This is a genomic window from Roseovarius sp. CAU 1744, from assembly GCF_039839345.1.
Taxonomy (GTDB): Bacteria; Pseudomonadota; Alphaproteobacteria; order Rhodobacterales; family Rhodobacteraceae; genus Roseovarius.
In genome coordinates this window covers 207,416-233,708 of the sequence record NZ_JBDOQV010000009.1, presented here as the reverse complement: position 1 = coordinate 233,708, position 26,293 = coordinate 207,416, and the positions used below count along the sequence as shown (strand labels likewise).

The 26,293-nt window shown below is 60.8% G+C and carries 24 protein-coding genes; 13 read left to right on the top strand and 11 right to left on the bottom strand.

The window, feature by feature from the left end:
- Window positions 1-68: 68 nt before the first annotated feature.
- The 3 genes from AAFO92_RS18700 to AAFO92_RS18690 all read left to right on the top strand — a co-directional run bounded on the left by AAFO92_RS18700 (window position 69) and on the right by AAFO92_RS18690 (window position 3,051).
- Complete coding sequence (locus AAFO92_RS18700) at window positions 69-1,103, top strand: TRAP transporter substrate-binding protein (protein ID WP_347537733.1); 1,035 nt, start codon at window positions 69-71, stop codon at window positions 1,101-1,103.
- A gap of 66 nt (window positions 1,104-1,169) precedes the next feature.
- Window positions 1,170-1,667, top strand: a complete 498-nt coding sequence (locus AAFO92_RS18695) for a TRAP transporter small permease (RefSeq protein WP_347537731.1) — start codon at window positions 1,170-1,172, stop codon at window positions 1,665-1,667.
- A complete protein-coding gene (locus AAFO92_RS18690; RefSeq protein WP_347537729.1) occupies window positions 1,660-3,051 on the top strand; it encodes a TRAP transporter large permease in 1,392 nt (463 codons plus the stop codon). Before AAFO92_RS18695 ends, AAFO92_RS18690 begins: the two co-directional genes overlap by 8 nt.
- A gap of 51 nt (window positions 3,052-3,102) precedes the next feature.
- Here the strand turns inward: AAFO92_RS18690 and AAFO92_RS18685 are convergent, their stop codons facing one another.
- Entirely contained in the window at window positions 3,103-3,552 is a 450-nt protein-coding gene (locus AAFO92_RS18685; RefSeq protein ID WP_347537727.1) for a MarR family winged helix-turn-helix transcriptional regulator, read from the bottom strand.
- 96 nt (window positions 3,553-3,648) lie between these two features.
- Between AAFO92_RS18685 and AAFO92_RS18680 the strand changes: the two genes are divergently transcribed.
- Entirely contained in the window at window positions 3,649-5,529 is a 1,881-nt protein-coding gene (locus AAFO92_RS18680; protein WP_347537725.1) for an FAD-binding monooxygenase, read from the top strand.
- Between the two features lie 277 nt (window positions 5,530-5,806).
- Here AAFO92_RS18680 and AAFO92_RS18675 read toward each other — a convergent pair whose 3' ends face one another.
- From AAFO92_RS18675 to AAFO92_RS18630, 10 genes are all read right to left on the bottom strand, one after another.
- Window positions 5,807-6,751: an ornithine cyclodeaminase family protein gene (locus tag AAFO92_RS18675; protein WP_347537724.1), complete on the bottom strand. Its 945-nt coding sequence runs from the start codon at window positions 6,749-6,751 to the stop codon at window positions 5,807-5,809.
- A 31-nt stretch (window positions 6,752-6,782) separates the two neighbouring features.
- Window positions 6,783-7,892: an FAD-dependent oxidoreductase gene (locus AAFO92_RS18670; protein WP_347537722.1), complete on the bottom strand. Its 1,110-nt coding sequence runs from the start codon at window positions 7,890-7,892 to the stop codon at window positions 6,783-6,785.
- Window positions 7,889-8,914, bottom strand: a complete 1,026-nt coding sequence (locus AAFO92_RS18665) for a histone deacetylase family protein (protein ID WP_347537721.1) — start codon at window positions 8,912-8,914, stop codon at window positions 7,889-7,891. Before AAFO92_RS18665 ends, AAFO92_RS18670 begins: the two co-directional genes overlap by 4 nt.
- Entirely contained in the window at window positions 8,915-9,397 is a 483-nt protein-coding gene (locus AAFO92_RS18660; RefSeq protein ID WP_347537719.1) for an N-acetyltransferase, read from the bottom strand.
- The gene (locus AAFO92_RS18655) at window positions 9,394-10,326 is read right to left on the bottom strand and encodes a 3-keto-5-aminohexanoate cleavage protein (RefSeq protein WP_347537717.1); all 933 of its coding nucleotides are present in this window, start codon (window positions 10,324-10,326) and stop codon (window positions 9,394-9,396) included. Before AAFO92_RS18655 ends, AAFO92_RS18660 begins: the two co-directional genes overlap by 4 nt.
- Window positions 10,327-10,333: 7 nt before the next feature.
- Window positions 10,334-11,674: an aspartate aminotransferase family protein gene (locus AAFO92_RS18650; protein WP_347537715.1), complete on the bottom strand. Its 1,341-nt coding sequence runs from the start codon at window positions 11,672-11,674 to the stop codon at window positions 10,334-10,336.
- Window positions 11,671-12,744: an ABC transporter ATP-binding protein gene (locus tag AAFO92_RS18645; protein ID WP_347537713.1), complete on the bottom strand. Its 1,074-nt coding sequence runs from the start codon at window positions 12,742-12,744 to the stop codon at window positions 11,671-11,673. Before AAFO92_RS18645 ends, AAFO92_RS18650 begins: the two co-directional genes overlap by 4 nt.
- Before the next feature lie 66 nt (window positions 12,745-12,810).
- Window positions 12,811-13,980, bottom strand: coding sequence for an extracellular solute-binding protein (locus tag AAFO92_RS18640; RefSeq protein ID WP_347537711.1), 1,170 nt, complete (start codon window positions 13,978-13,980; stop codon window positions 12,811-12,813).
- A gap of 22 nt (window positions 13,981-14,002) precedes the next feature.
- Window positions 14,003-14,794 (bottom strand): ABC transporter permease, encoded by a 792-nt coding sequence (locus AAFO92_RS18635; RefSeq protein WP_347537709.1) that lies wholly within the window; start codon window positions 14,792-14,794, stop codon window positions 14,003-14,005.
- 9 nt (window positions 14,795-14,803) lie between these two features.
- Window positions 14,804-15,676, bottom strand: a complete 873-nt coding sequence (locus AAFO92_RS18630; protein ID WP_347537707.1) for an ABC transporter permease — start codon at window positions 15,674-15,676, stop codon at window positions 14,804-14,806.
- A gap of 88 nt (window positions 15,677-15,764) precedes the next feature.
- Here AAFO92_RS18630 and AAFO92_RS18625 point away from each other — a divergent pair, with 88 nt between their 5' ends.
- The 9 genes from AAFO92_RS18625 to AAFO92_RS18585 all read left to right on the top strand — a co-directional run bounded on the left by AAFO92_RS18625 (window position 15,765) and on the right by AAFO92_RS18585 (window position 26,273).
- On the top strand, window positions 15,765-16,730 hold the full coding sequence (locus AAFO92_RS18625; protein WP_347537705.1) for a LysR family transcriptional regulator: 966 nt from the start codon (window positions 15,765-15,767) through the stop codon (window positions 16,728-16,730).
- Between the two features lie 520 nt (window positions 16,731-17,250).
- Window positions 17,251-18,555, top strand: coding sequence for a serine/threonine-protein kinase (locus tag AAFO92_RS18620; RefSeq protein WP_347537703.1), 1,305 nt, complete (start codon window positions 17,251-17,253; stop codon window positions 18,553-18,555).
- A gap of 11 nt (window positions 18,556-18,566) precedes the next feature.
- Entirely contained in the window at window positions 18,567-19,640 is a 1,074-nt protein-coding gene (locus AAFO92_RS18615) for an FHA domain-containing protein (protein WP_347537701.1), read from the top strand.
- Window positions 19,633-20,583, top strand: coding sequence for a protein phosphatase 2C domain-containing protein (locus tag AAFO92_RS18610; RefSeq protein ID WP_347537699.1), 951 nt, complete (start codon window positions 19,633-19,635; stop codon window positions 20,581-20,583). The genes AAFO92_RS18615 and AAFO92_RS18610 overlap by 8 nt, the downstream gene beginning before the upstream one ends.
- Complete coding sequence (locus AAFO92_RS18605) at window positions 20,580-21,809, top strand: hypothetical protein (RefSeq protein ID WP_347537698.1); 1,230 nt, start codon at window positions 20,580-20,582, stop codon at window positions 21,807-21,809. The genes AAFO92_RS18610 and AAFO92_RS18605 overlap by 4 nt, the downstream gene beginning before the upstream one ends.
- 156 nt (window positions 21,810-21,965) lie before the next feature.
- On the top strand, window positions 21,966-24,011 hold the full coding sequence (locus tag AAFO92_RS18600) for a dynamin family protein (protein WP_347537696.1): 2,046 nt from the start codon (window positions 21,966-21,968) through the stop codon (window positions 24,009-24,011).
- A gap of 16 nt (window positions 24,012-24,027) precedes the next feature.
- Window positions 24,028-25,005 carry a dynamin family protein gene (locus AAFO92_RS18595; RefSeq protein WP_347537694.1) on the top strand — a complete coding sequence of 326 codons (978 nt, stop codon included), beginning with the start codon at window positions 24,028-24,030 and terminating at the stop codon, window positions 25,003-25,005.
- Window positions 25,006-25,083: 78 nt separating this feature from the next.
- On the top strand, window positions 25,084-25,470 hold the full coding sequence (locus AAFO92_RS18590; protein ID WP_347537692.1) for a hypothetical protein: 387 nt from the start codon (window positions 25,084-25,086) through the stop codon (window positions 25,468-25,470).
- Window positions 25,467-26,273: a hypothetical protein gene (locus AAFO92_RS18585; protein ID WP_347537690.1), complete on the top strand. Its 807-nt coding sequence runs from the start codon at window positions 25,467-25,469 to the stop codon at window positions 26,271-26,273. Before AAFO92_RS18590 ends, AAFO92_RS18585 begins: the two co-directional genes overlap by 4 nt.
- The last annotated feature ends 20 nt before the right edge of the window (window positions 26,274-26,293 follow it).

Below are 26,293 nucleotides of genomic sequence, written 5' to 3'. Positions count from 1 at the left end.
ACCCCGCAAATCCGTGACATGCGGGCCGGCAGCGACGACCGAACGAAGGACCAAAGGAGGAAACCAAAATGAAGACGAAGACCAAATTCCTGGGCACGATCACAGCGTTTGCGCTTTCGGCCACGGCCAGCCTGGCGCAGGACGTGACACTGACCATGCATCACTTCCTGCCGCCTGTTGCGAATGCCCACAAGGACATGCTTCAGCCCTGGGCCGAAAAGGTTCAGGCAGATAGCGATGGCCGCATCGCCATCGAGATTTTCCCGGCCATGTCGATGGGCGGCAAACCCAATGAGCTCTATGGACAGGTCCGCGACGGAACCACTGATATCGTCTGGACCCTCCTGGGCTATACGCCGGGCGTCTTCACGCGCAGCGAGGTTTTCGAGCTGCCCTTGGTGCACGCGGGATCTGCCAAGGCAACCACGATCGCTATGAATGCGTCGCTTGACCTGCTGGCGGAAGATTTCGAGGATGTGCACATTCTCTTCCTGCACAGCCATGACGGAAACCTGATCCATTCAGCCAGCACACCCGTGCGTTCATTGGCAGACGCCTCTGGCCTGAAGCTTCGTACGCCAAGCCGTACGGGTGCCTGGGTCATTGAAGGTATCGGGGCCGAGCCCGTCGGCATGCCTGTCCCGACCCTGCCGGAAGCGATGTCCAAAGGTGTCGTGGATGGCGCGCTCATCCCGCTGGAGATCGTCCCCGCCCTGAAGCTGCAGGAGCTCGACAAATCCACGACAGAGCTCCCCGGGGGTGATCGCTTTGGCACCTCGACCTTCATGGTAGCCATGAACAAGGATGCCTACGAGGCGTTGCCCGACGACCTCAAGGCTGTGATCGACGCGAATTCCGGATCCAATGTCGCCGCCGAAATCGGCGAGATCTGGGAAGGGTTCGAGACCAGCGGCGAGACCGCGCTTTCGGATGCGGGCGCGGAACGCATCGTTCTCTCCGAGGAGGAGGCCGCCAAGTTCAACGCAGTCAGCGAGCAGGTCGTGCAGCGTTGGATCGACGATGTTGCTGGCAAAGGGATCGACGGAGCTGCGCTTGTCGAACAAGCACGTTCGGCGGTTGCCGCGGCCAGCTCGAGCAACTGACACTTTGACGCGGGAGGGGCCTGATGCCCCTCCCGGGCTCTCCAATTCAATGAGGGAGAAACAGCCATGACCGTCGTTCTCAGAAGACTGGCAGATATCTTTGCCCTGCTTGGCGGCGCGATATTGCTTTTGATCGTCGCCGTGACCACCACGAACACCACCGCCTTTATCCTCGACCGGATCGCGGGAATGTTTGGGGCAAACATATCGGGCTTGCCCGGATACGAAGACTTCGTCCAGCTTGCCATCAGCTGCGCGGCGCTCATGTTCTTTCCCTACTGCCAGGCGCATCGGGGCCACGTCGCGGTCGAGCTTTTCGTGGACCGGCTGCCACTGATCGTCCAGCGCGGCTTCGACAAGATTTGGCTTGTGCTGACGGCTGCGGTTGCGCTGTTTCTGGCCTACTGGATGGTCTTCGGATTGCTGGAGGCTCGTTCCGACACGGTTGTGACCAGCGTTCTGGGCTGGCCGACATGGCCGTTTTACATTCCCGGCCTCGCCTCGATGTTGCTATGGGCGCTGATTGCGGCCTCGCAAGTTGTCGGAGGCGCGACAGATGCTTGATCCCATTACCATCGGCGTCATCGGGCTGATCGTGCTGTTTGGCCTTCTGATCCTGCGCATGCCCGTGGGCATCGCCATGATCCTGGTCGGTATCGGGGGCACCTGGGTGCTCAGCCATGCCGTCAGCTACATCCGGTTTGTGCCCTACCTCAAACAATTCAAGAGCCTGCTGTGGGAGAACGTCGCGAACTACGACTTGTCGGTTGTGCCGCTGTTTGTCCTCATGGGCTATATCGCGGCAGAGGCGAGGCTATCGAGTGACCTTTTCAAGGGGCTCGAGGCGCTGATGTCGCGGCTGCGCGGCGGCGTCGCAATGGCAGCGGTTGCGGCGTGTGGCGGTTTCGGGGCCGTTTGCGGGTCTTCACTGGCCACCGCAGCCACGATGGGCAAAGTTGCGCTGCCCGAGCTGAAGAAGCTGGGATATGCGCCCAGCCTTGCCTCGGGCTCCCTGGCCGCAGGCGGCACGCTGGGCATTCTCATTCCGCCGTCGGTCGCCTTGGTGATCTACGCGATTATCGTCGAGGGTTCGATCCTCAAGATGTTTCAGGCAGCCATCGTGCCGGGCATGATCGCGGTTCTGGGCTTTATCCTGGTCATCGCGATCCAGGTCCGGCTCAATCCGTCGCTCGCACCGGACCCTACACAAATGGAGCCTGACGAACGGCGCAAGGCTGTTCGCCGCCTCTGGCCTGTAATCGCGATTTTCGGCGGCATCATCCTGGGGCTTGGCTTTGGCCTCTTCACCCCTACTCCCGCGGCCAGCATCGGTGTGTTCGCCATTGCAGCTTACGGTTTCATCCTGCGCGGCCTGACAGGCGAGGGCCTCAACCTGGCCGGGCTTCTGCGGGCAATCCGCGCCACGGCGATCACCAGCGGCATGATCTATCTGATCCTGTTCGGCGCCGAAGTCCTGAAGGGGTTCTTCACGCGGACGAACCTTCCGCAAGCCCTGTCTGATTGGGCCGCGACCAGCGGTATGGAGCCGATGACGATCCTGGTGATCATGCTCTGTATCTTCATCATCCTGGGCTGCTTCATGGAAAGCCTGGCGATGATCCTGGTTGTGGTGCCTTTCTTCTGGCCCACCTTGATCGCGCTCAATGGCGGGGAATACGTGACCGCCGAAACCTCTGCCTTCGGACTGGACCCGGAAGAACTGAAAATCTGGTTCGGAATATTGGCGCTGATCGTGGTGGAGCTCGGATTGATCACACCGCCCGTCGGCCTGAATGTCTTCATCATTTCCTCGCTGGCGCGCGACACACCGATGTCCACCGTGTTCCGGGGCGTCATGCCCTTCCTCGGGGCAGAGATCCTTCGCGTGGGCCTGCTGTTGCTGATCCCCGCGCTTACGCTCTTTGTCCCGAGGCTGATCGGCGGATGACCTTCTGACAACACCTAGGACGGCCGGCATGCGATGCGGGCCGTTCAGCTGTCAGCCGGTATCACTTTCGGCTTTCAACAATGCCTTCTGGGCCAGTTGCACGAACACATCATGCTCCTGCTCTGACAATGCCGACAATATTTCGCCCTGAAGGGCCAAAACAACAGGTTCCAAATCGGCCAGGAGGTCTTTGCCGGCCGACGTCAAACATAGCTTGCGCGCACGCCGGTCCTCTCGGTCTACCCGCCGCTCGATCAATCCCTTTTGAACCAACCGCTTGACCACGTCGCCAATTGTTGCGCGGTCGTAGGCGATCATGTTTGCCAAGGTGGCCTGATCAATTTGCGGCTGGCTGCCCAACGCGCTGAGCGCGGCAAACTGAACCGAGGTAACATCAAAGCCGCCTTCTTTCATGCGAATCTGGAAGATCGACGTCGAGAGTTGGTTCAGCCTGCGAATCAGATGTCCGGGCATGATTTCCAGGGAAATTTGATCGTTCATGGCGATATCCACAATTAGTAAGCATACATACTATATTGACAGGCGTTTGGCTGCCGGATATATAGTAAGCATACATACTATTATACGGAGACCAGGATGCAATACCATTTGAACGGCTTCAGAAGCGGCGATCCGTCGATTGCCGAAGCATTGGTGGCTTCAGAGCAAACTCCTGGCGTTGTCGATGTCCTCATCGTCGGATGCGGCCCCGCTGGATTGACTCTGGCGGCACAGCTCTCGGCCTTTCCCGAGATCACCACCCGGATCACCGAGCGCAAATCGGGACCGTTGGAGGTTGGCCAGGCCGACGGCATCGCCTGCCGGTCGATCGAAATGTTCGAGGCGTTTGGATTTGCCGAGAAGGTCATGAAAGAATCCTACTGGGTCAACGAAGTCTCCTTCTGGCGGCCCGGATTGGATGGGGCGGGTCTAACCCGCGCGGACCGCATCCAGGATGTCGAAGACGACCTTTCCGAGATGCCCCACGTGATCCTCAACCAGGCGCGTGTGCATGATTTCTACCTTGAGATCATGCGAAACTCACCGCACCGGCTACAGCCTGATTACAACCGCGAACTGGTATCGCTGACCAAAACGGATGATCCCGACCATCCAGTTACCGCGGTGTTTAAGTGTCTCGATGCCAAAGGCCAAACGGAAACCATCCGAGCGCGTTACGTGGTTGGCTGCGACGGGGCCCGCAGCACGGTGCGCAAGTCGATGGGTCACGCGCTGAAAGGCGAAGCCGCGCGGCAGCTCTGGGGCGTGATGGATGTGCTGGCGGTGACGGACTTTCCCGATATCCGGCTGAAGGCCGCGATACAATCCGCCGATCACGGCAGCATCCTCATCATCCCGCGCGAAGGCGGCTACATGGTCCGCATGTATATCGAACTGGACGAATTGCATGGCGATGAACGCGCGGCAGATCGAGACGTGACATCCGAAATGCTCATCGACAATGCGCGCGCCATTCTCGATCCCTATTCCCTGGACGTGAAGGACGTGGCCTGGTGGTCGGCCTACGAAATCGGCCAACGCGTCTGCGACGCATTCGACGACGTGCCGGAGGCCGAGCGCGCGGACCGCACGCCGCATATCTTCATCGCGGGCGATGCCTGTCATACCCACAGCCCCAAGGCGGGCCAGGGCATGAACGTCTCGATGGCCGATACCTATAACCTCGGATGGAAACTCGCCGCGGTCCTGCGCGGGCAGGCCTTGCCTGCCCTGCTGAATACCTATTCCGACGAGCGCCGCGCAAAGGCCAAGGAGCTGATCGACTTTGATCGCGACATGGCGCGGCTCTTCAGTGCCAAGCCCAGGAACGCTGCCGAAGCCGAACAGTTCCAGCGATATTTCAAGAAGCACGGCCGCTACACGGCCGGGGTCGAGACCCGCTATGAAAGTTCCCTGATTGTCGGGCCGAATGATCACCAGCACCTTGCCAAAGGTCTGAAACTGGGGATGCGGTTCCATTCGGCGGCAGTCACCCGCCTTGGCGATGCCCGCGTCATGCAACTTGGCCATACTGTCAAAGCCGATGGTCGCTGGAGGCTGGTTGCCTTTGCCGGCAAGAACGACAATGGCCAGACCGGTGGCGGCATCGACAAACTCTGCAGCTTCCTGCAGGACAGTCCCGACAGCCCGGTCATCCGCTACACGCCCAAAGGTGCCGATATCGACAGCGTGATTGATGTCCGCGCGGTCTTTCAGTCACACCATCGGGATCTTGCCCTCGAAGAAATGCCGAAACTGCTCTTGCCTGCCAAAGGCAAACTCGGCCTGACTGATTATGAAAAGATATTCTGCCCCGCCTCAAAGCATGGCCCGGAAATCTTCGATCTTCGCGGCATTGACCGGAGGTTGGGCGCCTTGGTCATCGTGCGCCCGGATCAGTATGTGGGGCACGTTTTGCCGCTGGACGCCACCGAGGAGCTTGCGACGTTTTTCGACGGGTTCATGAGCGCAACGTGATTGCCGGGCCATTGATCGTTGCAGGCACAGATCCACGCCACCCGGTGGTGGAAACGCCAGCCATTGCCGCAGTGACTTTCAGACACCTGTGTAGGCGCACAAGGCTGAAACAATGGCATCCCGAAGCGATGTTCGTGAAGATCAGCGGCAAAGCCCGCGACCATCGGCGCGCGCGATCATGAAGGCGGGTGCAGGAAGCCGTCATTCTGGTGTCGCGCGACCCTAGATGGACCATCCAGAATCGAGGCCGATTTCATCTGACGTCACCCGGTCTTTCTTAATCGCCGAGATTTCCGGCCCGCTGCACGGCAAGAACCGCTGCAGCGTAATCGCCCAGGGAAATTCCTCGGAAGGCGAAGGCCGCTGGCCCGTCGCCCGACTGGATGGCAACCTGCCCCGATACCAGTTCCGTCAGATCGCCGGTGATCTGCTCATATGGCAACATCGGCCTGTCACTTTCACGTTCCTGCACACGGTCATCGACAATCACGGTCTTGAAGGCGGTCATGCTCTGCGGCAGCCAGGGGATGCAAACATCCGTTATCGCCACGAATGCCGTTGGTTTCAGCCATCTGGCATCAAGGAAAGGTTCGATCGAGTAGTCCAATGCGACCGATGTGACAACCAGATCGGCATCGCGCAAGGCGTCCTGCGGTTCGGCGCATTCTTCGGCCTCCAGGCCCATCTCGTGCGTATGACGGCAAAGCTTCTCGATATTGGCCTTTCCACGCCCGAAGACACGGACGCGTCCAAGGGAAAATTGTTCGGCAAACGCGGCCAGATGCGAATGCGCCTGTACGCCGGCACCGACAAATGCCACTGTCTTGGCGCCGGGGTCGGCAAGGCGGCGCGCCGCCACCAACGAAAGCGCCGCCGTTCTTGCCGCCGTTATCCAGTTTGCCCCGAGAACGGCGCGCAACAGCCCGGTCCGGGCATCCATCACCATGATCGCGCCATTGATCGAAGGCAGCCCTCGGGCCGGGTTTTCGGGACACACGGTAACCTGTTTGGTCACGATGAACCCGTCATCTCCTACGGCGAGGGTGGACATTGCATAGCGTCCATCGCCCGGCAGGATCGCCGTCTTGGGCGACGTATGAAACCGCCCTTCCGCCTTGGCGATCAGGGCGGATTCGATGGCATCGGCAACCTCCGAAGGTCGGATTCCAAAGCCTTCCAGATCTTCATCTGACAAGTAAACCACTGAATTTCCGGGTTTCATGACACTTTCTTTCGATTGCGCGGCCCGATCATTATCGCTCGAACGATCTTAACCGATGCGGGCTAAGTGCCTGCACCAGATCTGGCGGAAGTTGTGGATCCCGGTCATGGCACAGGGATGCCGTCAATGCCGCGAGGGACGGAGATGTCTGCACGCCATAGCCGCCCTGACCTGCCAGCCAGAAAAACCCAGGCGCCTCAGGATCGAACCCGCAAACCGGACTGCGATCAGCCACGAAACTGCGCAACCCCGCCCAGCTGTGACTGGGGCGCGCAATCGGCAGGTCCACCATCTGCTCGAACCGGTACAGGCCTTCGGCCAGGACCATATCATCGGGCCAGGCGTCCTGCGGTGCAACAGGATCCTCGTCACCGGGTGAAATCATCAGCCCCGTCGCTTCGGGCTTGGCGTACCAGTCCTCGGCGGCGGAAGCAAAGAGCGGCCATTTCCGGTAGTCTCCGGCATCTGCCGGCATCGGCATGATAACGGCGGAACGGCGCTTGGGCTGCAGGCCGATGGGGCGCACACCGCCCAGTTTCGCGACCTCGTCTGCCCAGGCGCCGGCGGCGTTCACAACGATCCCGGCGCTGAATTCCGCGGACGGCGTCCGTATGGTCCACCCGTTGCCCTGCCGTTCCAGCCCCTGCACGGGCGCATTCGTCCGCAACCGGCCGCCGCGGGATTTCAACAGGCGCAGCCAGCCCTGCAACAGACGGTCCACGTCGATATCCAGCGCCTGCTGCTCATAGCTTGCCGCCACGATCGTCTGGCGCCGGAGCACCGGAACCATGTCCAGCGCCTCGTCCGGCGTTATCCGTTCAACGCCATTGGCCCCCTCCAGATAGGCTTCGAACGCAGGCAGGCTGTCGTCACTGGCCACCAGCAGCTCGCCCCGCGACGACAGCACGGAGTCGCCCAGCAAAGCGCCGTCAAGCGCCGGGAAGGCCAACGCGTTGAGCGCGCGCAGCACGTGGTTGCCGTAATTCAGGATGAAAACCGCCGCCGAACGGCCGGTGGCGTGCTGACCGATCTGCGGCTCGGCCTCCAGCACCGTGACGTCGGCCTGTTCCGCCAGGGCTGCGGCGGCGCTGATCCCGGCGATGCCGCCGCCGATCACAAGGATGTCCGTGGTCTCGCTCATGCCGTTTTCGATGCTCCGTTCAGAAAGCTGGTGAGGTTGGCCCCCAGCGCGTCCGAGAGATAGCCGCCTTCCTGCACGTAAAGCGCAGGCAGGCCCAACGCCGCAATGGCCGCACCGATCCGGGCAAACCCGCGGGTCGTGACGGCAAGCCCCTGAAACGGATCGCCTTCATGCGCATCGAGCCCAAGCGCGACCACCAGCGCGGTACAGCCAAAGGCCGCGACCCGCTCCAACGCCTTGTCCAGCGTGGAAAGGTAATCATCATCCCCGGTCCCGCGGGCCAGAGGCAGGTTCAGGTTGCAGCCCAGCCCGGCGCCCGCACCGCGTTCCTGCGCGTGGCCCCAGAAGAACGGGTAGAAGCGCGCCGGATCGGCATGGATCGACACGGTCAGCACGTCACCCCGGTCGTAGAACATGCCCTGGGTGCCGTTGCCGTGATGTACGTCCACGTCCAGGATCGCGGGGCGGTGGCCTGCAGCTCTCAGCCGTTCGGCGGCGATGCCGGCATTGTTCAGAAAGCAGAACCCACCGGCCAGATCGCCAAACGCATGATGTCCCGGCGGGCGCGAGAGTACGTAACAGGCGCGTTCGCCTTCCGCGACCGCATCGGCCCCCGCCACGGCGGACTGGGCCGACCAATAGGCCGCCTCCCAGGTATGTTCGGCGATCGGGCAGGCAGTATCGGCCTGGTGGTATCCCGCCTGTCCCACGGCGGATAGCGGGTAGCCATCCGAGCGGCTGGCCGGGTGGATATTGGGGATCACCTCGGCCCCGGCGCCGTCGATCCGGCGCCAGCGCGCATAGATGTTTTGCAAAAAGACAAGATATTCGGGCGTGTGCACCGCCGCGATTGGGCCTGGCCCGGCATCGCCAGGTGTCTCGAATACGCAGCCCGCTGCCTCGGCCCCTGCTTTCAGCCGCGCGATGCGCTCAGGCTGTTCCGGGCTGGGCTGCTGCACCCCGTTGGCCATGAAATGCTTGGGGTCATGTTTCCACTGGCGTTCGTCGAAAAAGGCTTTCATCTAGATCTCCCTCAGCCTGTCGAATATTTCGTCCGACAGGGCCAGCCGCACATCGCCGGTCGCTTCCACGAAGCCGAGCCGGGCGTAAAACTCCAAAGCCTGCGTATTCTCGGTATAGCAGGACAGCCAGAGAAACCCGGCGCGCCACTTGTCTTGCGCCGCGGTTGAGGCTGCCGCCAATAACCGCCGGCCCACGCCCAGACCGCGCTGCCCCGGTGCGACCCACAGGTCGGTGACCTGCAATCCGGCACATCCACGCCGTGTCGACATGATCGGCGAAAACATCACTGCGCCAGACGGCAGGCGGGTTGGCTCACGTGCTATCAACCCGTAGCAGGCCGGCAGCTCTCCGAACATGGCCCTGCGCAGATGGCCGATATTGGCCCGGTGCGGATCCCCCAAACTGTCCGATAGCTGGCGTAGCGCATAGTCGAAAAGGTCGAGCGTGTCCGGCGTGACGGGGTCGATCGCGATATCAGTCATGCAACGATCGCCACCTTGTCCGCGCCCTTGAGGCCCAGCATCTGCCGGGCCTCGTTGGGTGTGGCGACGCTGCGGCCCATGCTTTCAACGATTTCGCGGATCTGCAGCACCTGTTCCGCGTTCGAACGCGCCAGCTGGCCCCGCGCGATCATCAGGTTGTCCTCCAGTCCCACACGCACATGGCCGCCAAGTTCGGCGGCGCGGGTGGCCATCGGGATCTGATGCCGCCCGGCGGCAAGGACGGAAAACATGTACTCTTCTCCAAACAGCTTGTCGGCCAGCGCGATCAGGTGGTCGAGCGTATCGGGATCGGGACCCATGCCCCCCAGAACGCCGAACACGAACTGGATGAAGATCGGCGCGTTCACCATGCCGCGTTCGACGAAATGCTTCAACATGTAGAGATGGCCGATATCGTAGCATTCGAATTCGAACCGCGCGCCGCGCTCCTGCCCCATCCGGGACAGGATGCCGGCAATGTCGCGCGGCGTGTTCTTGAACACCAGATCGTCGGTGCCGCGCAAAAAGGGTTCTTCCCAGTCAAACAGCCAATCACGGGTTTTTTCGGCCATCGGATAGAGCGCGAAATTCATGCTGCCCATGTTGAGCGAACACATCTCGGGGCAGAAGCGCAGCGCGGCCTTCAGCCGGTCATCAAGGCTCATGATCGCGCTGCCACCGGTCGAGAGGTTGATCACCGCATCGGACCCGGCGGCGATCTGCGGCAGAAACTGCATGAAATGCGCCGGCTCCGAGGAGGGGCGCCCGTTTTCGGGATCGCGGGCATGCAGGTGCAGTATTGCCGCCCCGGCCCTGGCCGCATCAAACGATTGCCGGATGATTTCGGCCGGTTTCCACGGCAGGTAGGGCGACATCGATGGCGTGTGAATCGACCCGGTGATCGCGCAGGTGATGATCGTGTTGCCCATCATCGCCTCATGCGGATTTCAGCATGTCCGAAGGTATTTCGGCCATGAATTGCGCCAGTGTCCTGTCGAGAGGCTCCATGATCTCGTCTATCTGCGTCTCGGAAACGATCATCGGCGGACAGACAAGGAAATGATCGCCCGACAGCCCGCCGCGGGTCCGGCGGGAATAGATGATCAGGCCATTCTTGTAGGCGATCTCGACCACGCGGTCGAAGGCCTTGAGCCCGGGCGGCAGGGGCGCCTTGGTCTGCGGGTCGGCCATCAGTTCGAAGGCCAATAGCAGGCCCTTGCCGCGGACATCCCCGATCACGGGGTATTTCTGCATCAGGCCGCGCAGCCGGGACTGCAGCACATCGCCCATGCGCGCGGCGTTGGCCATCAGCTCTCGGCTTTCAATCTCGTCAATCACCGCCAACCCGGCGGCACAGGCCAGCGGGTTCCCCGCATAGGTGTGGCCGTGGATGAACCCGCCCGCGTCCAGCACCGCCTCGACCATGTCGTCGCGGGCGATCATCGCGCCCAGCGGCACGTAACCCCCGCCAAACCCTTTCGACAGGCAGATCAGGTCGGGCGCGACCTCCCAATGCTCGGCCCCGAAGAAGCGCCCGGTGCGGCCGCCGCCGGTCATCACCTCGTCATGGATCAACAGCACACCGTAGTGATCGCAGATCTGGCGGATACACTGCATGTATCCCGCCGGCGGCACGAGCGCACCGGTGGACGCCCCGCCAATCGGTTCGACGATGAAAGCCAGGACGGTTTGCGGCCCTTCGTCGAGGATCTTGTCCTCGAGCATCTGCGCGTAATGGGCGCCGGTGGCGGGATCGTCCGGGTCCAGACCGTCCAGATAGGCCCGCGGAGCGGCGATCTTGGGCATCGCGTGCATCATCGGATCGAACGGCGCGGTCATCGGCGCATAGCCAGTGACCGCGAGCGCCCCCAGCGTCGCCCCGTGATAAGACGGCATCCGCGAAATCACCTTGTAGCGCTGCGCCGCTCCTTGGGTCAGTGCATACTGGCGGGCCAGTTTCATAGCGCTTTCCGTGGCTTCCGATCCGCCCGAGACAAAGAACACGCGGTTCAGGCCTTCGGGGGCCAGTGCCGCCGCCCGGTCGGCCAGCGCCTCGGATGCCTCGGTCTGAAAATGCAGGCGATAGCCGAAGGTCGAACGATCCATCTGCTGTCGCATCGCCTCCAGCACGCGCGGGTTGGAATGGCCGATATTCGACACCATCGCGCCCGACGACCCGTCGATGTATCGTTTGCCGCTGACATCCCACATATAGATGCCCTCGGCCCGGTCCAGATGCGGCCGTTCAAGCCGGGTCTGATAGAATAGGCGGCTCATGTATTTTCCCTCACCGGCAGGGCGGCGCAGGCATCGGGGTTCATCGCCAGTGCCACGGTTTCACCTTCGGCAAAGGGTTTGCCGTCGATCATGTTCATCGCCTGCAACTGGGTATCGCCCACGCGGACGAAATAGCGCGCAAGCTGCCCCTGGTAATCGACCGCCTCGACCACGGCCTCGACGCCGGGCTTGCCCTTGGCGCCAAGGGTCAGCTTCTCCGCCCGCACCATCAGCTTTGCCCGCCCATCCTGTTTCAGCGTGGCGGCATGCGAAAGCGGCACCGGCGTCTTGCCGAATTCCGCGGTTTCCAGCACGACATGGGTGTCGTCCCGCCCGACGACATTGGCCGCCAGCAGATTCGATGCCCCCAGGAACCCGGCCACGAATTCCGAGGCAGGGGTATTGTAGACCTCCTCGGGCGTGCCGACCTGTTCGATCTGGCCCGCGCTCATGACGATGATCTTGTCCGACATGGCCAGCGCCTCTGACTGGTCATGCGTCACGAAGATCGAGGTCACGCCGATCCGGTCCTGGATGGATTTCAACTCGACCCGCATGTCTTCGCGCAGGTTGGCATCCAGCGCCGAAAGCGGTTCATCCAGCAGCAGCACGTCAGGTTCGATCACGATGGCGCGGGCCAACGCGATCCGCTGCTGCTGCCCACCCGAAAGCTGGGTGGGATAGCGGTCCTCAACCCCCGGCAGCCGCACGATATCAAGGGCCTGCATTACCTTTTTCGCCACTTCCGCCTTAGGCACGTCGCGGTATTTCAGGCCAAAAGCGATGTTCTCGCCGATGGTCCGATGCGGAAACAGCGCGTAATTCTGAAAGACCAGGCCAAGGTTGCGCTTGTGGATCGGCACGTCGTTGATCCGCTTGCCGCCAATCTGGATGTCGCCGCTGGTTGGTGTTTCAAGCCCTGAGACCATGCGCAGGATCGTCGTCTTGCCGCAGCCCGAGGGCCCGAGCAGCGTGGTGAAAGAACCTTCTTCAAAGACCACGTTGGCCTGTTTCACCGCGTGAACGGCCCCGAAGGATTTCCGGATATCGACAAGTTCAACACGCGCCATGGGATCTTTCCGTTTGTTGCGTCATCGAAGCGGGCCGCGTCGCTGCGGCCCGCCCCTGGTTTTGGTTCAGCCGCCCTTCTGAACGCGGTTCCACTGTTTGCCCTGTTCCTTCTCATGCGGGTTCCAGGCCGCAGGGTCGCGGAACACCAGCCCCTCAAGCTTGCCGGTCGCGTCGAAGGCCGGCAGGTTCTTGACCTCATCGGGCATGTCGACCTTGGTCGGATCAAGCGAGGACGGGTATTTCTGCCCGGCCGCCACGGCAATCGCGGTTTCCGGCGCCAGCATGAAGTTCAAGAGTTCCTCGGCCGCTTCCATCGGCGAACCCTTGAGAACGAACATGGTTTCCATCCAGGCCAGGCCGTTGGGCGGATCCATGTAGGCAATCGGGTGGCCCTGCGCCTGCAGTGCCGCAACCCGGCCAGACCAGGCCTCGGTCACGTAGATTTCGCCCTTGGCCAGCAGGTCCATCAGCTCGGCGCCCGAGCTCCAGTATTTCAGCACCAGATCGCGGTGTTCGCGCGCCTTGTCCCAGACGGCATCCCAGTCCTGAATGTCGTTCGGGTTCTGCCCCGACTGCAGCGCACCGTACCAGGCGCGGTTGGCCCAGTCGCCACCCCAGCCGCCGATCTTGCCTTTCAGGTCGGCATCCAGCAGCAGGTTGGCGCCCAGTTCCTTGGCCTTGTCCTCGCTGACATGCTCGGTGTTATAGGCGATGCCGGTGGTGCCATAATCATAGGGCACCGCCGACAACCCGTCGGGCGTGATCGCAAGGAACGGATCGATCATCGCCTGCATGACGTTTTCCATGTTCGGAATATTGTCGAGGTTCAGCTGCACGTGATAACCGTTATCGACCCAGCGTTTGTACCAGGTGATGCCCGAGCTGTGCAGGATGTTGTGGCCGTCGGTATTGCCTGCCGCCTTGATCTTGGTCAGCACCTCGTTTTCGCCGCCAAAGGTCGCGTCGATCACCTTGTTGCCGGTGGCTTCCTCGTAAGGGTTGAAGGCATGTTCGCGCAGCGCTTCGGAAACGACCCCGCCCCAACCTTCGAAATGCAGCTCGGTGCCCATCGCGCGGGCCTGGCGGGCCATCGCAGTCATGATCCCGCCCGACACCCCGGCATACATGCCAGCGGCCCCAAGCAGGCCAAAGAACGAGCGGCGGTCGATATCGCCATTGCCCATCCTCTCGCGCAGGCGCTCATAACGTGTCGTGTCATCAATTTTCTTTGTCATTTCAGTCTCCCTTTTGATTGATTCAGATTTTTCGTCTTGAGAAATAGCGCGCCAGCCCGCCGGCCAGCAGCGGCACGCCCACGGTGATGCAGATCATCACGAAGCCCAGTGCGTTGATCTCGGGGCTGACCGAGTTGCGCAGCATCCCGAAGATCTGCGTCGGCACCGTTTCCATCCCTGAAGGCCGCCAGAAGATCGTGGCGGTGATGTTGTCGAACGAGATGGTGAAGGCAAAAAGCGCCCCCGCAAAGACCGCAGGCATCAGGAGCGGCAACGTGATCTGGAAGAAGGTCTGCACCGGGCTCGCCCCCAAGGACCGCGCCGCTTCCTCGTAATCCTTGCGGATACCGATCAGGCGCGCCTGCACCACCAGCACCACGAAGGGCAGCGCGATAATCGAATGGCCGATCAGCAACAGGGCGAAACTGCGCGGCATGTGTAGCCAGCGCAGGAAAATCAGCAGCCCGACCGCCAGCACGGTTTCTGGCACCAGCACCGGTGAAATCAGAAATGTGGTGATCCACTGTTTGCCCGGGAACTGGTAGCGCACCAGCGCCATGCTGGCGAGGATGCCCAGCGTCGTCGCGATCAGCGCCGTCAGCAGCCCTAGCGAAACGGATGTGCGCATGGCCCGGATGATCGCCTCGTTCTCGGCCAGTTCGTAGAACCAGCGCAGCGAGAACCCCTCGATCGGGAACCCGCCGAACTGCGACGAGTTGAAAGCCAGGATCAGCACCACCACGATGGGCGCGAACATGAAGCCGTAGACCAGCAACGTGTAGACCTTCAGCAATGTCCAGACACGTGGTTTCATCGCCATCCCCTATCCGAACGCCTTGGCAAGCTGGTTCATGCCCATCAGCCGGCTGTAAAGGATCACGACGCTGCCCAGCAGGACCAGAAGGGCGAAGGACAATGTCGCACCCATCGGCCAGTTCAGCTCGGTCACCACGGCGTCGTAGACCAGGTTGCCGAATAGGAAATCGCGCGGACCGCCCAGGATCAGCGGAGTGACATAGCTGCCGCCGGTCAGCACGAAAACCAGCAGCGACCCGGCCGCCAGACCCGGCAGCGACAGCGGCAAGGTGACTTCGCGAAACGCCTGCCAGGGTGTCGCGCCCAACGTGCGCGCGGCGGGTTCGAGGTTTTCGTCGATGCCTTCAAGGCTGACATAGACGTTCAGGATCATGTAGGGCAGGAACACGTGGATGAAGCCCACGATCACCGTGAACTCGGTATACATGATGCTCAGAGGTGCATCAGTCAGGCCCAGCCAGGCCAGCAATCCGTTGAGCGCGCCCTGATTGCCGAAGATATGGATCCAGCTGAGCGTGCGGATGATGAAACTGATCCAGAACGGCAGGATCAGCAGCAGCAACAGCAGCCATTTGTGACGGTACCGCGTCATGGCGATCACATAGGCCGGGATATATCCCAGCACCGCCGCCAGCACCGTGACGATCAGCGACAGGCGCAGCGTTTTCCAGATTGCGGTGTGATAATAGCTGTCGGTGAGCAGTTCCTGCCAGTTGCCGAACTGAAAGGCGGGCACATCCACCGCCAGGTCGATATTCTCGTAGAAAGAATAGACCAGGATGAACGCCATCGGGATCACCACCAGCACGGTGATGAACACCAGCGCGGGCGACAGAAGCAGCCACGGGCGGCGGTCGACCGGAATGCTTGTTTCTGACAACGGATTCTCCCCTCGTTGCGAAAACTATTGCATGTGAGGCGCAAATTGCGAAAATTGATAACCTGAATAGCAAGGATTGATCTCATTAATGTCAGTCGATATCGACACCAAGTTCGTCTTTCAGCTTGACTGGAATCTGCTGCGCACGTTCCTGGTGATCGCGGAAGAGCACAGCATCACTCTTGCCGCGCACCGGCTCTTGCGCGGTCAACCTTCGGTCAGCCTTGCCCTGAAGCGGCTGGAAACCGAACTGGGCTGCCGCCTGATCGACCGGGGGCATGGCACATTCCGGCTGACATCCGCCGGGCGCAGGCTCTATGCAGAATGCAGCGACATGTTCGGCGGCGTCGGGCGGCTGCCCGAAGCGGTGCGCCAGTCCGCGAACGAAATCTCCGGTGAAATCAACATCGTAATGGCCAGCCACGTGATAACACCGCTGTTTGACAAGCAACTCTCCAGTCTCAGCCAGGCGCATCCCCAGATCCGGTTCAACATTCGTATCGACACCAGCGTCAAGGTCGTGCAGGCGGTCCGTGAACGCCGCGCGAGCTTTGGCATCTGCCTGGTGAACCGCAAGTTCCAGGATGTGGAATATCACCTGATGTATCGTGAATATTTTGGCTTCTATTGCGGCCCGTCACACCCTCTTTTTGGCCGCAGACGGCTGAAGATGGCCGATCTGCGCGACTATCCCGCCGTATCCTTCGACACCGAAGATATCAACGATGCCCTGCGGCCCGTCGCCCTTCTGCGCAGCAAATGGGGACTTGATTACGATATCGTCGGACGTTCCTCGCAGCTCGAAGAGGTCCGGCGCATGGTTCAGTGCGGCATGGGCATCGGGTCATTGCCGATCCATGTGATGAAACGTGACGTGGCCGACGGGCTCTTGTGGCGATTACCGCCCTACGACGATCCGCCCGAAGTGGATATCTTTCTGGTGACCAACCCCGGCAAGCGGCTGAACCGGGCGGAGGAGCTGATGATACGTCAATTGAAGCAGACCATTGCCGAAATTCCGCTTGCAGATCGTACCTACAACGAGCCCTTCTGACGCACGGAACACGCCAACGTGCTCCAACCCCAACGGAAGTGGGTACTGAAAAATCGGCAAAACTGAAAATTACGCCTCTTGAGTGAATGAAGAAGGCTCCCTGCCCCACCGGCAGGAAAAAGATTGTTACTTCAATTACCTAGAGGTTCCCTCGCGATCAATCATCGGCTGGTAGCGCACCGTTTTTCTTGCCGCTGTCGTCGAGGAATCTCGCCAATAATCTGGCGCCAATGCCCGCCGAAAAGATCCAGCACATGGGATCGTCACGCAGAAAATCCGCTCTTCGGTTTCGGCGGAACGAAGCGCACGGTGCCACACCGCAGCATTGTCGGATCACCCGCAAGTCATCCCACGGATACGGGCCTTGGAACAAGCCCATCGCCAATTTTCGTGAGAAGCCACACGGATAACTGACAATCGCCATGAACATACCACATTTAACCGCCCCTATTGTTGACAGAGTCCTACACAATACGGAGCGCATCTTCACGGACATATCGATGAAGTTCAAAGGGGCGACATGACGATGAACTCGCAGCGATGCGATATAGATTTGCCACAAGGCATGCAGTTATTGCGGGGGCAGTACACCATTGACTGCGCTCTGTCGCATGGTGGTTTCGGCATTGCCTACCTCGCGCGCGACAGCCTGGAGCGCAAAGTGGTGATCAAGGAATGCTACCCGCCGGATTTTTGCAGTCGGCTGGATTCAGAGGTTCTTGCCCATTCCGAACGCCACGAAAAGGAATTCCATCGCATCCTCAAGCAATTCAAGCGCGAGGCGCAACGCCTTGCCTTGCTGGATCATCCCGGGATCGTCCGGGTACACCAGGTGTTCGAGGAAAACGGCACCGCCTACATGGCGATGGATTACGCCGAGGGCGACGATCTTTATTTCATCTACGACTGCGAACCGGAGCGACTGACACCGGCATTGCTGCGTCAGATGCTGGTCGAGGCGCTCGAGGCGGTGCAGTATACCCATGAAAAGGGTATCCTTCACCGCGATCTGGCGCCGGACAACCTGATCCTTGGCGACGACAATCACGTCAAACTGATCGACTTCGGCTCGGCCTACGAAAACAGCAGCCAGCAAAAGAACAAATATACCAAGCTGCTGGCGGTCAAGGACGGCTTTTCGCCCTATGAGTTCTACATTGATGGCGACGCCCAGGATGCCTCCAGCGACCTCTATTCGCTGGGCGCAACCCTGCACTACGTCATCACCGGGGCGGCCCCGCCCAACAGCGAAAGACGGCTGGCGGCAATCGCCGGCGGAGATCCCGACCCATATGTTCCGCTCGCCTCCGGCGACTGGAAACTTGATGAAAACTTTCTGACACAGATCGACAAGGCGCTTGCCGTCAACCAGAAGGACCGGCACCGCTCGGCCGAACAATGGCTTCTGGAACTGAAGGATGGCGCAGAAGAGGCCGCGCCCGCGCCTGCGCCCGTGGCTGCCGCGCATCCGGCGATCAACCAGAACATCAATGACACGATCGCACAGCTCGTTTCCGACACGAATAGCAGGCTTACCCAGGGGTTGCCCAAATGCCTCAGGGATGACGAGCAGGACGTTGAGAAGACTCAGGAAGAAGCCTCTAAGCACGCCTGCCCGGTCGATATCTTCGGCAATCCGATCAAGGACGTCGAGGCATTCCTCAAAGAGCAGGACAAGAACAAGACAACGAGAAAAAGAGAAGAGGCCTCAGCCTATTCGACTGACCGGGAAAACACACCATTAGCCAAATCCACGGTCAGAAGGATGCTGACCAAGTTTCGTGCAGGCCGGCGGGGTTCAGGATCCGTCGTGGCACAGAATTGAAGGAAACCGACATGAAATTCATTCGCGATCTCATCGAAGAAAAAAGCCGCAGTATTCAGGAACAAGCCGACAAGCACCAGAACGACACATCGTTCGAAGCGCCAAGGGCTGACCCGCCAGCGCGTGAAACATTTGCCGCGGTACCGGTCGGGCCAGTGCCGGGCGCTCCGGCCAAGATGGAACCGGAAGACACCCATGAGGAAATTGGGCAACTTGACCTCAGTGAGTTGAACGACCTGCGCCGCGCGCTGGCCAATTCGGATGAGCCGGAAGAAAGTTCGCCGGAAATTTTCGAGGATGAGTTGGAGTTTTCCGACACGCCGGACATTTCTGAAGAGCCGGAGCCGGAACAGGACGCGCCGGTGGAAGCCGAGGTTGAGCAACCCGAGCAGGAGCAACTCGTGGCAGAGCCGCCCGCCGAAATCGACCCGCCCGAAACGCTGGCAGAAGATCACGTTGAAGATATTGCCGAAGGCGCCGTCGAAGACACCGTCGAAGATATCGTTGAGAATATCGTTGAAGAACAAGTTACCGCGGAAGTGACCGAGATCCAGCAGGCGCCCCTCGAAGTTCCGATGCCGGCAGCGGGTCGGGGCAACCGGCAATCGGGCCGGGTCAAGACGCGGATACTGGGCTTCAGCTCGCCCGGCGCCACTGCCGCGGATCCGTTCGAGAAAGCCGGCGAAACCGCATCCGCCCAGGTATCCAAGTTTCCGGTGGGCTGGCTTGCCGTGGTTGACGGTCCCGGGCGGGGCGCGGCCTTCACGATTTTCGACGGCGTCGCGCAGATCGGCCGTGGCGAGGATCAACCTATTCGCCTCGATTTCGGGGACAGCAGCATATCGCGTCAGAACCACGCTGCGATTGCCTATGACAATGAGCAGAAAAGCTTTTTCCTGGGGCATGGCGGCAAGGCCAACCTGGTTCGGCTCAATGGGCGTCCGGTGCTGAGCACCGAGGAACTGCAATCCGAAGACACCGTGCGGATCGGCGAAACGACACTGCGGTTCATCGCGCTTTGCGGGCAGAACTTCACGTGGGATCAAGATCAGGAAGGCGAAGCAAGGAATGCGTCCGTTGGTTGAACTAAACTATGATGCCGCCTCGGCGCTGAGCCTGGGACGCCGGGAGCGACAGGAAGATTCCGTCGCCGCGGACTTTCCGGTTGGCGCGGGACATGGCTTTGCGGTGCTGGCCGACGGCATGGGCGGTCATGCCGCCGGCGATATCGCAAGCCAGATCGCCGTGACCGAGATGTTCAGTGAACTGAAGATGCTGATCAGCGATCCCGAGCAGCTTGAAGAAAACTTCGACGCCGATCTTCGCAATGCGCTGAGGGGCGTGAATGCCTGCATTAATCACTATGCCAAGCAAGAGGCAAATGACAGCGTCATGGGGTCAACGCTTGTCGCCCCGGTACTGTTCGGCGACCGGCTCTACTGGATTTCGGTTGGCGATTCCCCGCTCTTCCTCTTCCGCGATGGCAAGCTGCTGCGGCTGAACGAAGATCACTCCATGGCGCCCGAGATTGACCGTATGCACAGCCAGGGCCTGATCGACGGCGATGATGCGGAAAACCACCCCGACCGCCAATGCCTCACCTCCGTCCTGATCGGCAAGGAGATCCCGAAAATCGACTGCACGACCGAGCCGGTCGGCCTGCAGCAAGGTGATATCGTGATTGCGGCCAGCGATGGCATCCAGTTCCTGACCGAGGCGCAGATCGAGGAGGTGCTGGCAACCCGCGGGGAGCGCCCGAGCGTTGAAATCAGCGCGGCGCTGCTGCGCGAGATCAAGGCGTTGGACGACCCGGACCAGGACAATGTCTCGCTTTGCGTGATCAAGGTCACCGGCCCGCCGGACATTGCCGCCACCGATGACCGCCCCACGACCGAAGCTGCCGGCACGCTGTCTGACGACACGCAATCCGGCGACGCCGCGGAAACCCCGCCGGCCGTTACGGTTCTTGCCCGAACCGGGTCCGCCGGAACCCGCGTGCTCTGCGTTTCGAGAAAGGCACAGGGGTGAGCGCGCTTCAGAACATATCGCATATTGCGCAGCAGATCGAAGATGCGCTTGCTGCCCAGACCGTGCCGCCCCGGGTCCGGCAGACCGGCATGCAATTGCTGGAACAGTTGCGCAGGCCACTCCAGATCACCATGATCGGCATGCCGCAGAGCGGAAAAACAAGCCTGATCAACGTGATGCTTGACCAGGTTCGGGTGAAGGATCTCCCTGACGCCGCGGTTGTCGAAATCATCTATGGCCCGCAACACCGCACGACATTCGAGCTCAAAGATGGCAGCCAGGTCGTGCAGGATGGACCGGCCGACAATGCGCGCGCGACGCAGGATGTTTATCGCGCCCGGCTGGAAATCCCTGACGAGCGGCTGTTTCTCAGATCCTTTGCCGAGATCCGCCTGACCGGGGTAGAGAGCGACGACAAGAAGCTCCTGGATTATGCCGCCGGGTCAACCTCGGTTGCCATCTGGTGCTCCGAAGCTTTCAGCGCCGATGAGCAACAGCTGTGGTCGGCCATGCCGGAACATATCAAGGATCATGGTTTCCTGGCACTGACAATGGCGGATCGCCAGCTGATGAAAAACCGCCTGGCAAAAAGAATTGCCGAACTGGAAGATTTTGTCGCCAACGAGTTTCTGGGCCTCTATCCCGTCGCGACTCTTCAGGCGATGGCAGCGCGCCGGAATGGCGAGGCGCAGTCATCAGATCTGTGGAAACGCAGCGGCGGCGACGCGCTGTGCCGCGCCGTTGACCGGCAGGTTTCTCTGGGTCAGTCGGAAGATCATGACCGCGCCATGATATACCTGGAGCAGTTGGCGGCCACGGGTCCGGCAAAGCAGCGCCGGGCAGACGCCCCGGACAAGCCGGCATCCAAACAAACCCAGCCAGCACCCCGGCAGACCGATGCCGGGCCGGCCAAGGATATGCTGCAACAGGCGCTGCAAAGGTTGAAGGCGGGTGCGGACAAGATGCTGGGCGAGGTATCGGCAAGCCGCCCCCCGGGAAGCAAACACATCATCAAGCAATGCGTTGCGGCCCTGCAGGATCTTTCCGAGCTGTTTTCGGACGTCTCCTCGACTGCGCCATCGGTCCAGGACCTGTTGGACGACGTGCAGGAGGGCACGGACATGTTGCTGCTGTTGCAACTCGAAGAGGGTGAAACATCGGCAGCCGATGCTGTGGCGCTCATGCTGCAACTGAACAAGGAGATATCGGTACATGCATATGCTTGACGCTCGGCAGGTGAAGATGCCGAGGGTCACGGAGCAAGGCCAAGAACAAGCAAAAAATGGTAATTAGTTCCAGTTTTCAGTGAAAATACAGGCCCGCGCAACGACTCCTTTACGATGGAAATGCAACATACCGCTGGACTAGTCATGAACGTAGAAATGAGAAACGAGCAAACGCAGGAAATGCGCAAGGCACCGCGCCCGAAGACATTCGTCGACGGGCTCGAGCAATTGGCGCAGTTCGCCGATGAGGTTGGCACACTTCGCAACGTGCTGGACGAGTTGAGCGGCCTGACGGGCGAAGATGCCTCGAAGGCTGTCGCACGTCTGAGCAAGGAACTTGAGGAGTTCGAGCCGACAGTCACCGTGCTGGGGCAGGTCAAAGCCGGGAAAACCGCCCTCGTCAATGCAATGGCGGGCTGGGCAGAGCTGTTGCCGTCGGATGTAAATCCCTGGACATCGGTCGTCACGTCGCTGCACCTGAGGCCGGGGACCGATCAGTCGAAGAATGCCGCGCGCTTCCGGTTCATGACGGAGGAAGAATGGGACAGGCTATTGGGCAAGGGCGGCCGCATGGGCGAACTGGCGGGCCGGGCCGGTGCCGAGAGTGAGCTGCAGAAGATCGGCGAGCAGATCGAACTTGTTCGCGAAAAGGCACGTCAGCGCCTTGGCAGGAAATTCGAACTGCTGATCGGCGAAGAGCATGAATACGGCTATTTCGACAAGAACCTGCTGGAAAAATACATCTGCCTGGGTGACGATTTCGACCTGGAGAACGCCCAGCCCGATACGGCCGATCAGGGGCGTTTTGCCGATATCCTGCGTTCGGCCGACCTGAATCTGAGCAGCGCCGCCATTCCTATCAACCTTTGTCTTCGCGACACTCCCGGCGTGAACGACACCTTCATGATGCGCGAACAGATCACCGTTCAGGCAGTTCGTGACAGCCGGTTCTGCGTTCTGGTCCTGTCCGCAAACCAGGCACTATCCTCTGTCGACATGGGGCTTATTCGCCTGATTTCAAACCTGAAATCAAGAAACATCGTCATCTTCGTCAACCGGATCGATGAACTGACGGCGCCGGCGGAACAGATTCCCGAGATCGAGAAGAGCATCCGTCAGACACTGAAATCCAAGCAGGGACCGGAAGACGTCGAAATCGTATTCGGCAGCGCCTGCTGGGCCGGTGCGGTCCTGTCCGGAGATATCGAAAAACTGCCCAAGGGCAGCAGCAAGGCGCTGCTCGAATGGGCCGAGAAATCGCTCGATTCAAGGGCAAGCAAGACGAAACCCGTCGATATCGTCTGGGAACTGTCGGGGCTTCCGGCGCTGTTCCGCGCACTTTCCGAACGGATCGTGACGGATCTTGGCACCCCGTTCATCCAGAAGATCGCCAGTTCCGCCATCACGATCGCCACAAGCCAGCAGGCCGCCGACAAGATACGCGTCAGCGGCGTGGCCGACAGTTCGATCAGCGTGCGGGACGCCATGGTGGAATTTGACCGGCTGTGCAACCGCCATATCGAGGCGTTGCAGGTTGCCCTTGCACCGCTGGCGGATGATTATCACGTCCGCGTGGACCGGGCGCATGTACAGTTCATCGAACGCGCGGTGCAGTCGCTGATATCGCACCTGGAGCTCTACGGACCGCTGGAGGGGTGGAAATATGATCCGACCGGATTGCGGGTGCTCGTGCGTTCGGCCTATTCAGTGTTTGGCAGGAAGGTCAGGAAACTGGCGCTGAAGCGCTATGAGGCCGCACTTGTGGATGTCGCCACAATTTACGCCCGCACTTTCGGAGAGGCCGTTGAGGGCATTCAACTGGGGATGCCGGCCCCGCCCCACATCCCGGCGCCCGTCGCGCTCGGACAGACGATCGCGCTGGACTTCAACGATGGCTGGTGGGTCTCGTGGTGGAAACGGCTCCGCGGATATGAGGCATTTGCCAAGCAGTTCCGCCAACTGATTTCTGCCGAAACCGAGGAATTCATGACTCAGCTCAAGTCCGAGCAAAGCGATCTGGTGTGCCATCAGTTCGTTTCCGTGCTCAGGGAATTCTTCATCAATCACAAGGACATCTTCGCCGAAATCAGCGCGGGCGCATCCCGTGGTGGCGACATCAGCAACCTGGTCGACCGAGACGGAGCGACCCAGGGCGCTGCGCTGGATGAGTTGCTGTCGACACTGCGGGCACGCGCCGCGTGAGAGAGGAAAATTGGATATGACACAGGACAATGCCACCGCCGACGGCATCGCGCCGAACATCACGCCGCGCAAGCCCAGAATCGCCCTGATGGGAGAATTCAGCGCCGGCAAGAGCACGCTATTGAACATGTTGCTTGCCCAGGCGCCTCTACCGGTCCGCATCACTGCAACAAGCGTCCCGCCGGTCTGGATTTCCCACGGGAAAGAGGCCGCGATCCGCGTGACGCATGACGGCACCGAGGAAGCCCTGGAAGTAGGCGAGCTGGGTGAAACCTCGCTTGAGGATGCAAAATATGTCCGGCTATGGCTTGAATCGGACGCGCTTGAGATTTGCGACCTGATCGATATGCCCGGCATTTCCGATCCGAACATGTCGCCGGAGACCTGGCAATCCGTTTTCAACGAGGTCGATAACGTGATCTGGTGCACCCACGCGACCCAGGCGTGGCGGCAATCCGAGGCCGCGACCTGGGAGGAGATTTCCGGCCAGACCAAAGGCAACAACCTCCTTGTGATCACGCAATTTGACAAGATAACCAAGGACCGGGACCGTGCCCGCCTGGTCGCGCGGGTGGAAAAGGAAACACAAGGCACGTTTCAGGCCGTGTTTCCGCTGGCGCTTATCGACGCGATCAACGCCGCAGACGAGGAAGCCTGGGCCGAGAGCGGCGCGGCGGAGTTCAGTGAGCACCTGGTCGATATGCTCTTGCGCCAGACCAAGGGATCGACCTTTGTACCGCGCCTGACGGCGGAGGAACCGGACCAGCAAGCACCGTCAGAATTCTGCGACGAGATACGCTGGAACAATTCCGGCGGCGCTTCTGAACCTCTCGCGGAAACGCCGGTGCCGGCCGAGGCCGCAGATCGGATCGTGCCCAGGAGGGTCGTGCGCAACACGGCATCCGGCGCCGACCAACAGGCGCCCTCGCAGATGCGCCCGACCGCAGCCCAGGCCGACGCGATGATCGCCGGGGGCAGCAATGCGGATGTGTGAATGTCCGCGGCATCATCGACCCGATCCTGCCAAGCGCCCGTATCGCGGCCTTCGATCTGAGCCGCAGGAGCAGCGGCAATGACGATCAAAAAGGAACTTGACGCGGCACGCAGCTCGGTCGCGGGCTGCACGGTCGCGGCCTATGGCGATGCCTCGACCCGTTTGATGCTGCGATCCAGTCATCACGACAACATTCGCCGGGAAAACCTCGATGAGCTCTGCAATGAGGCGGCCAGATGTTTTGGCCTGCTGGATGCCACGGCCGATCTTTGCAACATGCTGGGGGATCCCGGGGGACCGCCGAATGAAGCGGTGGTGCTGACGAACAGGAATAGCACCGTTTTCGTACGCAGCGACAAGTTGTCCTCTGAATTTCTTTGCCTGGTATGCGCCGCACAAGGCGATCACGCCGCCATGTCTTCTGCCGCCCGTCAAACCCTGAACAAGATCGCGGCGGCCGAATGATGGCAACGATCCCGGCGCATATCGACGTAGCGGAAAAAGACAGCGGCGGGCTGCACCGTTTGCTGCGTCGCTGTGCCCGCCAGCAAACCCCGCGTTACGGGGTGCCGGTCAAGCCGGACCGCGAAGGTCACAACATCCTGCGCACGCTTCTTGAAGAGGTCGACGAAACGATGCTTCCGCGACGTCTGATCTTGGAATGCCGCCCCGCCGGGGCCGTCAGGGTACTGGCCTCGAACCGCCGGTTGTCGGCGATCGAGTTCTCTGATGACGCAGGACCGTCGCAGCCGCCGCCGCCCGGGCCCTCGGAACTGGCGCAATACTATGCATCGGCCCTTTCCCAGTTCTTCGCCCGCTGCAAGGAGGTCACGATCCTGCCGCCGGAGCGTGTTGAAGACGCAGTAAGTTCCGACTGTTCATGTTCGGCGCAGCTTGTCGCCGAAGCGGCGGCGCTTGATTGCTTTAACGATCAGAACACACAATCGTTCGAAAGCTTCTACAAGGCCGCGAAGGCGGTAGCGCAGGCATGGGTCGAGTTCGACCCAAGCCAGGAAAAGACCGCTTGGGATGGCTCTGCCGAGCAGGTGGATTGTCTCGAAAAAACCTACCGGAAACTGCCGGGAAGCGATCCTGCATCGTCGCACAAATCCAAGTTCCGGATTGGCGCGCCGGAATGTTTCATCATCCCGCTCGCGAACAATGCCCACCTGATTGCAAGCACCGATCGCGACGCCTGGTTCATGGCACTGGTTCCGGCCGCTCAGGCAGAAACGCTTTCGCAACATTGGCAATCCTGCCGGGCATAACGGCAAATCCGGTAGTCAAC